This is a genomic window from Klebsiella sp. FDAARGOS_511, assembly GCF_003812845.1.
In the GTDB taxonomy this organism is placed as follows: Bacteria; Pseudomonadota; Gammaproteobacteria; order Enterobacterales; family Enterobacteriaceae; genus Klebsiella; species Klebsiella grimontii.
This window is the reverse complement of the sequence record NZ_CP033824.1, coordinates 3,658,249-3,671,353: the sequence shown is the minus strand read 5'-3', so window position 1 is coordinate 3,671,353 and position 13,105 is coordinate 3,658,249. Positions and strand designations below refer to the sequence as shown.

Annotated in this window: 18 protein-coding genes and 1 pseudogene; 4 read left to right on the top strand and 15 right to left on the bottom strand. The window is 50.5% G+C overall.

Going from position 1 to position 13,105, the window contains the following annotated elements; genetic code table 11:
* Positions 1-2 precede the first annotated feature (2 nt).
* Positions 3-167: pseudogene (locus tag EGY08_RS18700) on the top strand (capsid portal protein); the annotation flags it as partial.
* 291 nt (positions 168-458) lie between these two features.
* Here the strand turns inward: EGY08_RS18700 and EGY08_RS18695 are convergent.
* The 13 genes from EGY08_RS18695 to EGY08_RS18635 form a co-directional block, all read right to left on the bottom strand.
* A complete protein-coding gene (locus EGY08_RS18695; RefSeq protein ID WP_123828747.1) occupies positions 459-1,316 on the bottom strand; it encodes a hypothetical protein in 858 nt (285 codons plus the stop codon).
* Between the two features lie 19 nt (positions 1,317-1,335).
* A complete protein-coding gene (locus tag EGY08_RS18690) occupies positions 1,336-2,502 on the bottom strand; it encodes a DNA cytosine methyltransferase (protein ID WP_123828746.1) in 1,167 nt (388 codons plus the stop codon).
* On the bottom strand, positions 2,502-2,705 hold the full coding sequence (locus EGY08_RS18685; RefSeq protein WP_117096109.1) for a ribbon-helix-helix protein, CopG family: 204 nt from the start codon (positions 2,703-2,705) through the stop codon (positions 2,502-2,504). The genes EGY08_RS18690 and EGY08_RS18685 overlap by 1 nt, the downstream gene beginning before the upstream one ends.
* Positions 2,706-2,770: 65 nt before the next feature.
* A complete protein-coding gene (locus EGY08_RS18680) occupies positions 2,771-3,004 on the bottom strand; it encodes a DinI-like family protein (protein WP_123828745.1) in 234 nt (77 codons plus the stop codon).
* A gap of 13 nt (positions 3,005-3,017) precedes the next feature.
* On the bottom strand, positions 3,018-3,206 hold the full coding sequence (locus tag EGY08_RS18675) for a hypothetical protein (RefSeq protein WP_004144689.1): 189 nt from the start codon (positions 3,204-3,206) through the stop codon (positions 3,018-3,020).
* 186 nt (positions 3,207-3,392) lie between these two features.
* Positions 3,393-5,798 (bottom strand): replication endonuclease, encoded by a 2,406-nt coding sequence (locus EGY08_RS18670; protein ID WP_123828744.1) that lies wholly within the window; start codon positions 5,796-5,798, stop codon positions 3,393-3,395.
* Positions 5,779-6,666, bottom strand: a complete 888-nt coding sequence (locus EGY08_RS18665) for a DNA adenine methylase (protein WP_004174287.1) — start codon at positions 6,664-6,666, stop codon at positions 5,779-5,781. The genes EGY08_RS18670 and EGY08_RS18665 overlap by 20 nt, the downstream gene beginning before the upstream one ends.
* Complete coding sequence (locus EGY08_RS18660) at positions 6,663-6,890, bottom strand: TraR/DksA family transcriptional regulator (protein ID WP_004174285.1); 228 nt, start codon at positions 6,888-6,890, stop codon at positions 6,663-6,665. Before EGY08_RS18660 ends, EGY08_RS18665 begins: the two co-directional genes overlap by 4 nt.
* Entirely contained in the window at positions 6,890-7,123 is a 234-nt protein-coding gene (locus EGY08_RS18655; protein WP_004174281.1) for a DUF2732 family protein, read from the bottom strand. Before EGY08_RS18655 ends, EGY08_RS18660 begins: the two co-directional genes overlap by 1 nt.
* A gap of 67 nt (positions 7,124-7,190) precedes the next feature.
* Positions 7,191-7,532 carry a DUF5347 domain-containing protein gene (locus EGY08_RS18650; RefSeq protein ID WP_004174279.1) on the bottom strand — a complete coding sequence of 114 codons (342 nt, stop codon included), beginning with the start codon at positions 7,530-7,532 and terminating at the stop codon, positions 7,191-7,193.
* Positions 7,496-7,696, bottom strand: a complete 201-nt coding sequence (locus EGY08_RS18645; RefSeq protein WP_004174277.1) for a phage filamentation protein Fil family protein — start codon at positions 7,694-7,696, stop codon at positions 7,496-7,498. Before EGY08_RS18645 ends, EGY08_RS18650 begins: the two co-directional genes overlap by 37 nt.
* 7 nt (positions 7,697-7,703) lie before the next feature.
* Positions 7,704-8,213, bottom strand: coding sequence for a phage regulatory CII family protein (locus EGY08_RS18640; protein ID WP_123828743.1), 510 nt, complete (start codon positions 8,211-8,213; stop codon positions 7,704-7,706).
* A 34-nt stretch (positions 8,214-8,247) separates the two neighbouring features.
* Entirely contained in the window at positions 8,248-8,484 is a 237-nt protein-coding gene (locus tag EGY08_RS18635) for a hypothetical protein (protein ID WP_004174272.1), read from the bottom strand.
* Between the two features lie 100 nt (positions 8,485-8,584).
* On the opposite strand from EGY08_RS18635, the gene EGY08_RS18630 reads away from it, so the two are divergent.
* The 3 genes from EGY08_RS18630 to EGY08_RS18620 are packed head-to-tail and all read left to right on the top strand — an operon-like array spanning position 8,585 to position 10,538.
* Entirely contained in the window at positions 8,585-9,199 is a 615-nt protein-coding gene (locus EGY08_RS18630) for a phage repressor protein CI (RefSeq protein ID WP_004174270.1), read from the top strand.
* Between the two features lie 2 nt (positions 9,200-9,201).
* Positions 9,202-9,453: a hypothetical protein gene (locus EGY08_RS18625; RefSeq protein WP_004174268.1), complete on the top strand. Its 252-nt coding sequence runs from the start codon at positions 9,202-9,204 to the stop codon at positions 9,451-9,453.
* Positions 9,453-10,538, top strand: coding sequence for a tyrosine-type recombinase/integrase (locus tag EGY08_RS18620; RefSeq protein ID WP_004174266.1), 1,086 nt, complete (start codon positions 9,453-9,455; stop codon positions 10,536-10,538). The genes EGY08_RS18625 and EGY08_RS18620 overlap by 1 nt, the downstream gene beginning before the upstream one ends.
* Before the next feature lie 172 nt (positions 10,539-10,710).
* On the opposite strand, the gene EGY08_RS18615 is transcribed toward EGY08_RS18620, so the two are convergent.
* Together EGY08_RS18615 and dhaR are read right to left on the bottom strand one after the other, a co-directional pair.
* On the bottom strand, positions 10,711-11,034 hold the full coding sequence (locus EGY08_RS18615; protein WP_071988240.1) for a DUF1889 family protein: 324 nt from the start codon (positions 11,032-11,034) through the stop codon (positions 10,711-10,713).
* Positions 11,035-11,173: 139 nt separating this feature from the next.
* Positions 11,174-13,087: a dihydroxyacetone kinase operon transcriptional regulator DhaR gene (gene dhaR, locus EGY08_RS18610; RefSeq protein ID WP_049114288.1), complete on the bottom strand. Its 1,914-nt coding sequence runs from the start codon at positions 13,085-13,087 to the stop codon at positions 11,174-11,176.
* Positions 13,088-13,105: the final 18 nt, after the last annotated feature.

Below are 13,105 nucleotides of genomic sequence, written 5' to 3'. Positions count from 1 at the left end.
CATTACCCAACAATACCGGCTGATTCGGTGACGTGGAAAAGGCCAGCCGCGTCTTTGTCCGCAACGAACTGATGCCACTGCAGAAGCGATTGCAGGAATTGAATAAGTGGTTGGGCGAAGAGGTGATCCGATTCGCCCCCTATACGCTGGACCTGCAGGAAGACTGACCCAGCGTAACACCTTCTATAAGCGCCTCAGCAGCCCCCTGCGAGGCGCTATTTTTTGCCCCTCCGTTACACCCCCTTCCCCGTCCGCCCGTCAGCGGCCCGGAAAATGCGCCGGATTTTCACCATTTCACCCCGTTGCGCGCGCTCGTATCCCCGCCACGCCTGCCCGCTTTGTGTAGTGGTTTTCATGCATCTGCATGAGATATGAAAAAGCCCGCCAGAACTGGCGGGCTTGAGCCAAAACGATCCTCAAACGATCATGCGGATTCATGCAGCATAGCAATGCATTAATTAAGAACGCCTTATTGCCGTCATTTCTGATTCACGTTCAACTGTGCCGTTTCGAATGATGGTCGTTTTACGAACGGTATCTTTACCATGATAACCAACGTCGAAGTTAACAAAGTTAACTTCTTCTGGCCGGCATCCAAAACAATCGTGAAAGGCTTTGATTAGCTGTACATCTTCGATCTGCTGAGCTTTTGGCGACGGATTATTTCTTGGGCTTGGGATTGTCGAAGGTAACAGGTACAAACATGGTGGTGGCAATTTAAATGGGCCAAACGTTACAGCCCGCTCAGGCTCAGTTGCAATTTTAGGGCATGGTCTTCCGACTGTTCCGCAAGACCAATCCCAAATAACCATGCCATCAATTCTTTGCTCTCGAGAAATAATTTCAGCGCTAAGCCTAGTATGAAGCCCAGACCAGACATTGTGCTGGGGATCAGCGCCAGGGTTTGTGCATACACTCCAGATAACAAATTCCTCCGCTTGAGGAGGGCGGTCAAAAATGTTGGTGTTATTACCGTCAAGACATCCTTTCAACTCGATAGCAGCTTTACGTCCGGAATTGAGGGTTACCATATAATCATGACGATTTGATTCCCCTGCAGACTCCCAATCAGCAATGTACTCGTTATCCTGCATGTAATTTAAAACATGCTTAACAAAATTTCTTTTCTCCCGCATGGTTGCGGAGAACTGTCCTCGGATTCGCTCAATTGCCCCGCGAAAGAGGCCACTGTCATAAAATTCAGCTTCAGTTAGCCCATGAGTTCCTAGCTTGTGAGCCTCAACTTTTAAGGCTTCAGCATAGGATTCAATCAATTTTTTTAACTGAAGGTCCTTTTTACACGGAATAACGCTCATATCTTCCTGCCAAACGATGCTATGCGATTTGCTTAAGTAGCCCCGCTGAATCCTCAAACACACATTCCATCACAGGATCAAAAATATGAGTGGCTATGTGGGATACAACAGGAACTACAACACCATCACCCGTTAAGTGATACGCCTCATTATAATTTTTTGGCAATATGTATTCGTCGGGTAACCCCATAAGCCTTGCAGTTTCTCTACTTGAGATCAACCTCGTTTTTACAGCCCCTTTATCAACAACCATTATGACTTGCCTACTTGAACCACCACCAGGTGTTCGAAGACAACCAGCAACATCATCAAACCGCACTTCCGCTCGCTGAGCTTTTATTCCAAAGTTATCAGTACGAGTTCTTTTATAAATCGTCCCAACAACTTTTTTCCCAGAAGTGACTGATAGTTTTTTGGCGGCCTCAACCTTAGCTAGATTGACATCAGTCATCATATCCATGAGCTGCTGTGTTTCTTTTCTAGTATGCCATTTTACACTGCTCGGATTTTCCTCAATCAGGTCGGCAAAGACAGATTTTCTCTGTGCTGGCATTGGCAGATCCCACCATACCCAATTGGATTTGACTTCACTATCCAAATTACTGTAGGCATTCAATAAAGTTCGGGTATGCCATATTTTTGATGGCAATTCAGAAGTCATATCATCAACAGAAATATCGTTTCTAACACCAATGATAAAGAGTCTAGGTCTCGACTGCGGCAGGAACAGCGCAGCATCAACTACAAAGGCTCCATAATGGTACCCAATATCGTTAAACGCCGAGCATATGGCAGCAAAATCATCACCTTTATGAGAAGTTAGCATTCCGCAAACGTTTTCTAAAGCAATAATTTCGGGAGCTGAACCAGATGCAATTTTCTGTTTCACAATGCTCCAGAAAGGCCAAAACGTTCCTGAACGCTCGCCTTTCAATCCAGCCCCAGCCCCAGCAAGGGAAAGGTCCTGGCAAGGAAATGACGCCCAGACTAAGTTGGCATTTTTTGAGAGCTGCTCTTGAGTAACGGTTTTAACATCGCCAACAAAAAGATCTCCTCCCCCCCAGTTCTGTTGATAAACAGCACCTTTTTTATGATCAAAATCATTAGCAAACACACAGGTCCAGCTATCGCCTAAACCAGCTCTAGCCATTCCTGAGCCTGCAAAAAATTCATAAAAGGTTTTCATCACGCAGCCTTAATATCTTCTGGTGTAGGTGAACGTTCGCCATTGCATCTGCTAAGCTTTTCGGCAATAGCCTCAGCAATCCATGTATTTCGCGATACACAACCAATCCTTTTGGCACACTCTTTATCGATAGACTCTAGCACTTCGCTAGGTAAACGGAGGCTGAATCGTCCACCATCAATTTGTTTGCTTTTCTTTGTCATGATGCTCACCATTATGGCGCCACTTTGGTGTAATCATACATATGATAAACATCATATCCAAGAGATTAATGCATCCAGCAGTCATCCTCCCAGACCTGTTGCATGATTTCCATCACACGCTTTTTATCTTCATCCAGTTTTAACCCGCTTAACTCGATGCCATTGGCACTACCTTTTCGAATGCGGATGGTGGTCTTGGGATACAGAGGACACAGGTTACGGTAAAGCTCGTTTTCTAGGGCTACCAGTGTCGCAGGACTTATCATCTGTTCTTTATCAATCATTATTTCGACACGCATGGAGATCATCCCCCTAACTGGAAACATCCATTGACCGGCTGTATTCATGGCTACGAATTTTCGCCATTAATTCATCAGTTAGCTCAGAAACCCACTGGATAGCAAGTCGCTTCTCTTCATCGCTGCACTCACTAGCCGCTACAAGCTTGATAAAAAAATCAATACGCTGGAGTTTTAACGACTCCAAAAGATAGTCCTGCATTTCCCCTCCTATCCTCACTACGGGATATCCGTTGCCATATACCCTCAAAGGGATATTACCATACTGTACATACATCTACTGGATATAAATACAGTATAATATGATTTTCTCTATGTAAAATAGTTTTTATCATTCAATCAGATGTGTCCTATGTGGTGAGATAAGGCTATAAAATGCGCTCCTCCATCAGTACCACTGGCGCCATTTATCATCTTCCTGCAGCCTTTGGTTCTGGTAAAAGACACGCAGACCGGCACCGGATGGAATACTGCCACCGCGCAGAAGCAGATCGATCTCCGCCTCCGAACCATCAAAGCCTCTCGATTTAAGTTCATACTCCAGCTGCAGGCGCTGCTGATTATCCACATCCTGCCTGTACCCTTTCCGGCGCTTAGGCTTAACCATGCGAAGCCGTGCGTTTAGCTCCCTCAGCTCCTTTTTGCTCATGCTATGGAGATACTCCTGCAGCTCCCGCTCATCCATACCCGCAAGATCCGGTAAATCCTGTCCGCTTACGGCCCCGTTTTCGTTCATTTTTTCCACAGGGGGACAGTTATTGCCACGAGTCCAAGGGGCGCAAGCGCCCTGGTCGGCTGGCGCCTCCTGAACGTCAACGGCCTTACGAACCATTTTCCACTTCATCGCATGCGTACAAATCCGGCCCTCAATAATCGGGGACCAGATGCCATAAATACGGATGCCGTGATCGCCATAGGCTGATGGCTCGTCATTGAGTTCGTAAGCCGTGCGGACCAGGTGATGTTTACGCGGAACCAGTACGCCGCCCTGTTTCATGATGTAGGTGGCAAAACACCCGGCATCGGCTGCCGCCAGCACGGCATCCAGACGCGGGTTATCCAGTACCGGCGCACCGGCTTTTTTATCGCCCTGCTGTCGCGCGGCCTGGCCTGCCAGCAAACGCAGCTCGCGGTATGCCTGACGCCCAGGAATACCGAAAAAGCGGAATTGCTGGACGCGATGCAGCGAAGCCCAGGCATTGACATGTTCGGCATTGTCCCGCAGTGATCTGCCGGTTTCTTTGCTGATTTCGTTAGCCAGGCCACGCCCGTCGATGTTCTTACTGATGTACTTGGCGATGTAGCTGGTAGGCGTACCCTTGCGCGGGTTGATCAGCTCAGACTTAAAACGCGGGCCGGTATTGTTGCCCAGCTCCTCGCGGTCCTCACGGATGGCAAATTTACGCAGCAGCGCGGTGATGGATTTGCGGTCTTTTTTGCGCATGAAGCAAAGCAGGTGCCAGTGCACGGTGCCGTCATGGTGTGGCTCAGCAACGCGGACGCCATACCAGCGCAGCCCGGCTTTGTGCATCGCCTTACGGAAGCCGGCGAACATATTCACCAGATAATCGCTGCTCTGCCGGACCGTGGCACTGGTCCATTTCGGGTTTGGCCTGCCGTTATTGAGCGTTGCGTGAAAGCGTGACGGGCAGGTGATGGTATAGAACACGGCGCATTCACCACGCATTTCTGCGATCAGCTCCAGCCCTTTAACGCAGGCCATCATTTCGTTGCGCCGGTGCGCCGGATTGCTGCTGCTGGCGTTTACCACGTCTTCCATATCCAGCGTATCGCCCTGCTCATTGGTCAGCTCATGCGAGCGGAAGAACTCCAGCGATTTGCGGCGCTGTTCGCGTTTATGGATCACGGCCTCATAGCTGACATACGGGGACGCCTTTTTGTTAACCAGGCAGACGGCGCGCAACTGTTCTTCCCGCCATTCACACCGCATCTGCCACAGCTTGCGATACCACCAGTCAGCGCAGAGCATACGGGCAAGCGAACCCGGGATAAGTTCGTATGGGACCGGGTTACGGCGGTGCTTTTTACGGCGCAACTGCTCGAAAGCAGGCGGGATAACATCAAGGCGCATGGCCTCAGCGGCCACCCTTTCCCATGACCGGCGGATCTCTTCCGGCGTAACGTCTTCATCCGTAAACAGCTCACCGCAGGCAGTATCCAGACACATGCTCATGTGTGCCGCCACCAGGGTAGATAACCGCTTAACCTGATCCTGGTTCATTTCCGGCAGAACCAGCAGGCCCTCCAGCCCGTCGTGGCTCGCCATAAACCGGAATGACGCAGAAACCTGGCTGGCACGCACGCGCTCCAGGCGTTCAAGGCACGGCCTGATGGTTTCACGCAGGTAGCGGGAATAGGCTTTTGCTCTGCCCAGACTATGGAAATATTTAATCCGCTCCAGCAGAGGCTTGCTGATATGGGACGGCATGGCGTTAACGTCAGCCAGAATGACCAGATCGGGATTAAAACGCTGCTGCTCGCGCGCCATTTTGGCATGGCTAATCAGCCGGTCCTGCTCCATTTCACGCTGGACAGGATCGCGGGATTCATTGAAGAAATAGCGTTCCCAGACCTCATCGCTCATCGCCTCACGGCGCAGCTGCTCCTGCTCGTTGTCGCTGGCGTAGAGAGCGATCAGGTTTGAAAGCGCAGACACCGGCGCAACTTCCGCCGGGTCCGTGTATGGGTTAACCGCTTTTTTCGGGGTATTCCAGACAAAAGCAGCGGCGGCATCATCTGCGCCGCCGTAGTTTTTAACGTCGTGATGGCTCACACAAATACTCTCTTTGGAAAGTTTCGTAAGACGCACTCACGACTGGATACGCTGCCAGATCAAACCCGGACCAGATCAGGGGTTGAGAAACAGCGATAATTTCAGTTGCAGACTTACCATCACCACCGGCAACGCCCATACTGCGTTTTGCGTTAATACGGTGGCGGGTAAAATTCTGGTAAATCGCGTTCGTCAGCTCGGTTTCACTGTTCGACACAACAACCTGATGGCCTGCTGATGCCAGTACATCAAGAGTCGTCGCCAGGCGACGCTGTTCAAGCTCATTGAAACCATCAGTGTGATAATCGGTAAATGTACCGTCATAAGGTGGGTCGCAATAAATCACATCACCTGTTTTGACCATCGCTAAAGTTTCCTCGTAGCTGGCACAAATGAAGGTGGCGCGTTTTGCTTTCTCTGCAAATGCTCTGATTTCGTCTTCCGGGAAATATGTTTTTTTATAATTCCCGTATGGAACGTTAAATTCACCTTTCCTGTTATAACGGCACAATCCACGATAACAGTGGCGATTAAGATAAAGGAAAAATACAGCTTTCCAGAAATCAGTAGTTTCAGAGGAATGATTAAAATCCTGGCGGATATTGTAATAAGAGGTTTCGCTATTTGTACTTGCAAAGAACCCTTTAGCGTTAGCTATAAATTTCTCGCAGTTAAATGCAATCTGCTTATAAAGATTAATCAGGTCAGAATTGATATCAGCGACAAGATAATGAGGATACTCTGTCGCCATCATCACAGCGCAGGAACCCGCGAAAGGTTCAACCAATCGCGGGCCAGCTGGGAGGTGTTTTTTCAGTTCGGGCATGATGGCGGTTTTGTTTCCCGCCCATTTCAGGATGGTGCTCATACAGCACCCCCATTGTAGTGTTTGCCTTTCAGCTCTGCGATTTCCTGACAGGTGACGCAGCACTGCACGCCGGGAAGCGCACGGCGGCGAGCGGGCGGGATTGGCGCATCACATTCGATGCATAAAACGCGGGAAACGCCCGACGCTTTACTGCGGGCAGTGTGGATGTGCCGCTGGCGTTCTTCTTCAACGCGCTGCTGTACGAGGTCCATAGAATCAGACATCAGTGGATCTCCTGCGCTTCGTTCTGGATGTTTTCCGCTGTAACGCGCAGCAGCTCCGCCGCCTCAACGTGATTAAGCTGGCGCGATGTGATGTGACACGCCAGGCTATCAAGGCGGGCGGCCATTGCCGCAGCACGTGCACGGCGTTCTTCCATGCGGGCCTCTGTCAGTATCTGGTTAAGACCTGCATCATCCGGGCCGATTTTGTTGGAACAGGTTTCTATATTTCGCATTGTTGTTTCTCCTGAATTTTGGCAAAAGAATGCCCGGCGGGTTTACGCCATTAATTTCTGTTACTGGTTAATTCGGCATGGTTAGCCGCTTTGGAAATAAGCTCACCACTGCACGAAAATGGTTCATTGCTTTTATCAGCTCCCGCTTTTCGTCAGTCGTCAGCTCATTCATATTGACGTTATGACGATCCGCCGGAATCTTAGCCATAAAGAATATGGCGGCTAAGGCACGCTCATTCTGTTTATGGTTAATATCTCGCTGGTCCCGCATATCGCTAATAAAACGCTCCAGTTCAGGTTCTATATTCAAGCCGAACACTTTCGCCCTTAGCTCTGCAATATGATTCAGGCCATCCAGCCGATGCCCCGGACTTAGTGGAACAGTCGCAGAATCGCCTTCAATAGCCATGGTTTCCCCTGTTTAGTAGTACGCAGTTCAGCCAGCAGCGCATCCTGCGAGCGGCACGGATGCCAGCGCTTGCCATCCTTCCCCATGATCCAGCCATGCCCGAAATGAGGTGATGGGCTTTGCTTAACGAGCAGCGATGCGAGTGATGGTTGTTTAGTCAACATAGCCACCTCAGATCAAACCGAACGAGGCACCCAGGCCAGTGACTGTATCAATGGTGCTGGCCATCGCCTGGCTTGCCTGCAGGCGCGCCTGCAACGTCACTGCGGTTAATGCCATCAGTCGAGTAACTGAATTGATGCTATCAACAATCTGGCGGCGCCCTGCCGTTGTGTGCGCTTCGCCGGAAACAGCGCCAGCAGCTACGCGGCCGATTTCTGCCGTGGCTTTCAGTACGTAGTCCGGCATTTTCTCCCGAGCGACTTCGTTTAGCGGCACGCACGGCAGGCAGTGGATCTGCGCCAGGAAACCATCAACCAATGCGGAATCCTCTGTCAGATCAGTAAGCAGCCAGATTTCCGGTGCGGTAAGTTGGTGCGGCTGGTCCGGGTTTAGCTTATTGCGCAGTGTCTGGACATTCATTCCCGCGCGTTCTGCCAGTTTCGCCATGTTATGACGCAGCGCGAAAGCCCGGCAGGCCTCTTCAAAGTGTGGATGTTTGGAAATCCTGAAATCAAACATGTTTTTGGCCTCTCTATATCCCAAAATGGAACTATCAGGCTTGCATTGCGATTTCGCAGCCTTGAGCCGCTTCCATCGTCAATGCGAACATGTTTACTTCGATAAGGCTGTTTACCCCTTCCTTTTTACGAATTGGAAGGCGGCCTTCACGGATCATTTGGCGGGCGTAGCTGAGTTTGTAACCGGTACGGCGGCAGAACTCATCCAGGGTAATGAATGGTTCAGACACCACAAGATTGATGCTAGGGCGCATTGAAAAATTACGATTCATGATGCACTATCCCTCAGATTGTGTTTAAAACCTCACTATTCGGAACCATTCCAAGCTATTCCGAACACCACAAAACCGATGATAGGATCACATTTGAAATATGTCAAACACAAATGAAACCCCACATGGGGTGTCAAAATTTAATTTCTCATCTCAGAGCGGAGGCAAAGAGGCAATAACACGCATCCTTCAAGCCTATGGATTCAGCACTCGCCAAGCTCTATGTGACCGTCTTGGGATATCGCAAAGCACTATGGCGAACCGATGGATGCGCGACACTTTCCCGCATGACTGGGTTATCGCGTGTCATCTTGATACTGGCGCCTCACTATTGTGGTTAGCAACTGGTCAAGGCAGCCCCGGAATGAACAACACTTCTGAAAATGGGTTGCGTTTGCAATATAAAGAAATCACAAACGGGATTATTTCAGACTCAATAGCTGTTCATTACGATTCGCATCTAATCCCTAATAATGCAACAAGCCCCTCTTTAGTGAAGTTTGAAGGCGATGTGTATCTAGTGGATGAATATAAGGGTGAAGTAAACGATGGAGTATGGTTCATAGAGATTGATGGATTTTACAGCGTTAGACGAATTTACAGATTACCAGGCTCGCGGTTGCGGGTTGAGAATGGTCCTGCGTCTTTCGAATGCGAAGTGTCCGGGATTTTAGTTTTAGGAAAGATCATAGGAAAAACAACTTTCACGGAGTGATTATGCTTACATTAATTGAGTTAGCGTTGGTACTTATTTCCGGCCTCACAATGGCTCACTTAACATCCAAAGAGAAGCAAAAAGGACCTTTTGCCAGCTTCATATCTCTATGTATCGGGCCTGCGTTCCTACTCACTCTTATGTTTGTTGCAATGTATCTCTCACCAACGGTACAGCATATCTATACAGTGGTTATCTGCTTACTTGCCGCTGGGAAAATTAAAGACTATCGAGATAATGCGAGCAATCAATAATGGCTGTAAGCAAATTACCCACTGGAAAATGGCAGGCTCAGGTTTTCCCAAACGGTAGGGATGGAAAGCGCATCCGTCGCCAGTTCGCGACCAAAGGGGAGGCTTTAGCATTTGAGCGTCACATAAAAGATCAGGCTCAAGATAAGCCGTGGCTGGGCGAGAAAACTGATAAACGCCGCGTTCGGGATTTGGTTACAGCTTGGTATAACGCACATGGCGTTACGCTTGCTGATGGTGAAAAGCGTAAAGGCGCAATGGAGTTTGCCTGTCTCGCAATGGGTGATCCCCTCGCTACGGAATTCAACGCTAAACTGTTCTCAACTTATAGAGAACAGCGGTTAAGCGGAAAAATAACCCGCTCTGATCGCGTTAAGGCTGTCACCCCTCGCACGGTTAATCTTGAACTAGCTTACTTTCGGGCTATGTTCAACGAGCTGAAAAGACTTGATGACTGGACAGCACCCAACCCTCTTGAAAACGTCAGAGAGTTTAAGATCGCAGAAATTGAGCTGGCCTGGCTTACAGTTGAGGAAGCGGCTCGCTTGCTGGAAGAATGTGAAAAAAGCAAGGCGGAGGATTTAACCATGATTGTTAAAATCTGCCTTGCAACCGGAGCAAGATGGGGTGAGGCGGAAAGTTTAACTGGAAAGCAGATAAGCCCCGGAAAAATCACTTTTATCAAAACGAAAGGCAAGAAGAACCGAGCTGTTCCAATCAGTGAAGAGCTTTATGAATTACTACCCAAAAGCCGAACCTCTAAACCGCTCTTTACCGGATGTTACTCAGCATTCAGGAGTGCAATAAAACGGGCGGGAATTGAGCTTCCTGACGGTCAGCTTTCGCATGTTTTACGGCATACTTTTGCCAGCCATTTCATGATGGGCGGCGGCAATATTTTAGTCTTACAACGCATCCTCGGGCATACAGATATTAAAGTCACGATGCGTTATGCTCACTTCGCCCCTGACCACCTGACAGAAGCGGTTCAACTTAACCCATTAAACCTGATAAGTGGCAGCAAAATGGCAGCACAGCGCAGCACTATGCAATACTTTTCGACAATATACGAAATGCTATGCGTTTGATTTAACTGTATATCTTTGTTTTTATTAGAATATAGTTCGGACTCATAATCGCTTGGTCGCTGGTTCAAGTCCAGCAGGGGCCACCAGATACAGCAAGGGCTGACGAGAAATCGTCAGCCCTTTTTGCATTATGCGGCCCCATCGGGGCGCCACAGCTTAAAATGAGGTCAGGTTACACCAGCGCCTGCAGCTGTTCGCGCATATAGACGGTGAAGTATTCCGGGTTTTTAATGACGATCCGCTTACCAGAGGCAATTTTGTCCGCCCATCCGGCGACTTTTTCCGTGAACCCGACATCCCATCCCTCCTTTTCACCCCGGGCCGTGACCTCGGCAGGGTTCGCCGGTACGCCTAGTTCATGCAAATACTTCAAAATTCCCTTAGCGGTACTTTCATCCATAGTATTTGGCACCGACAACGAGGTGTTCATACCACCAATAAAATCCAGGGCTTTATCGATTGCTGTTGGCATGCTCTTATCCTTAAAATTAACCACGTAATGAACATGCTTACACTATGGACCTATCTTTGCCGGGATATCAAAGAGATCGTTGCCTTTCTTTGATTCAGACCGCAGCTAAACGCTTGCGTGCTGCTTTTCTGCTCGACTATTCCGTATCACTCCCTACAGGAAACTACTCCATACGTCCGCGCTTAAACTGACCGGCGTCGATATCGTAGTGCTTCATTTTGCGCCACAGCGTGGTGCGGCCGATATTCAACAGCTGCGCCATCTCCTGCACCCGACCGCTGGTCACCCGGGCGGCATGGATAATCGCCTCTTTCTCAATGGCGCTGAAGGTCAGGCTGGTGGGCAGCAGCGAAGAACCCGTGTCGACCCCGGGCCGCTCGGCAAACAGATATTCCGGCAAATTACTCAGGCGGATATGGCCGTTATCGCTGCTAATGGCGATATTCTCGATAACACTGTTCAGCTCAAAATCATTGCCCGGCCAGGAGTAGGCCACCAGTTGCGCCAGCGCATCATCATCTACCTTCAGCCGCGAGGAGAAGCGCTTTTCCAGGCTCTTAAGGCGATTGTGCACCAGCGAGGGAATACTGTTGCGCCGCGCTCGCAGCGGGGGAATAACGATTTCAAAAGAGTGCAGCGCGTAGTAAAGCTGGCGGCTAAAGCGGTTTTGCTCCACCAGATTGGCAAGATCGACGGTAGTGGTGGCGATCACTTTGACGTCCACCGGGATCAAGCGACGGGCGTCCAGACGGGTTAATACCCCCTGCTTGATTACCTGCAGCAGCGCGGACTGCAGCTCCGGCGCCAGATATTCGATTTTTTCAAGAAACAGCGTCCCGCCGTTGGCCAGCTCAAGACGGCTAAGGCGACCGTTTTCATCGTCCGTCGGCGCGCTGCCCATAAAATCCTGGCCCAGGACACTGTCGGCATACAGCTGGCAGTTGACCGCGATATACGGCCCGCCGCCCCGCTCGCTCTCATTGTGAATCGCCTGGCTGAGCAGCTCTTTGCCCACCCCCTCTTCACCGCACAGCAGCACCGGGAAAGCGCCACGCGCCGCCTGGCGACCAAAGTGAATCAGCCGCCGGGTTTCCGGGTCGTCCGCCGACATCTGTTCAAAGGTATGGCTCACTTTGCCAAGCTGGCTGGTCATCAGTTGGCGCATCTGCTCGACCGGATGCAGCAGCAGAATAAAGCTGTTGCCCTGCTCTTCGACGATTGGCTTGAGCGTAATTACGGCGTCGACAAACTGATGCTGGCTCTCAAAGGTGACTTCCACATGATTCAGCCCACGCGCGTGCTTAATAGCCCGGCGCAGCAAGGCCGGCAGCGTCACCAGCTCATTGATGTTTTTCCCCTGGCTGGCCTGGGCATCAAGATGCAGCAGTCTCGCGGCCTGCACGTTAAGAAATTGCAAAACTCCCTGCTCATTCCACGCCATCACCCCGTCATCCATACTCTCCAGTAGACCGTACATCTGGTTAAGATGGCGATTCGACTCTGACAACAGGCTGTCGGTGAGCAGTGAGTTACCGACTTCCCGCGCGATAGCCAGGGTCAGGGAGAGATCCGGCGAAGCCTGCTCTTCGGCCAGGCAGCACAGGGAAATGGAACCGAACAGGCGCCCGTGGTTATCAAACACCGGCGTGGAGCTAAACGACCATCCGTGCAGCGCATGTTTAAAATGCTGCTCGCCCGTCGTTTTGACCGGCTGCCCGAGCATGGAGGCCAGAGAGAGCGCGCAGCTGCCGATAATGCTTTCCGCGCAGTAGCTGCCGTCACGAAATCCCAGCGCCGCCAGTTGGTCGAGGGTCTGCGGATCGCCGCAGCGGCTGAGAATACAGGCGGACTCATCAAGGATAAACAGCGCGCAGGGGCGGTTATCCATAAACTCCCAGGCATCTTCCAGCGCCGCCTGGCCAATCGTCAATAGCGCGGTCTTGCGCCGGCAAATCGATTCGAAGGTCAGCCCCTGCGCCTGATGCGGCGTCTGCCAGGTTTCCCGCTGCATAAACTTACTGCAGCGATGCCACGACTGGGTTATCACCAGGGGAAAGCTCTGAGTCTGCGCAGTCATATCCATTTCCGCTGTTAC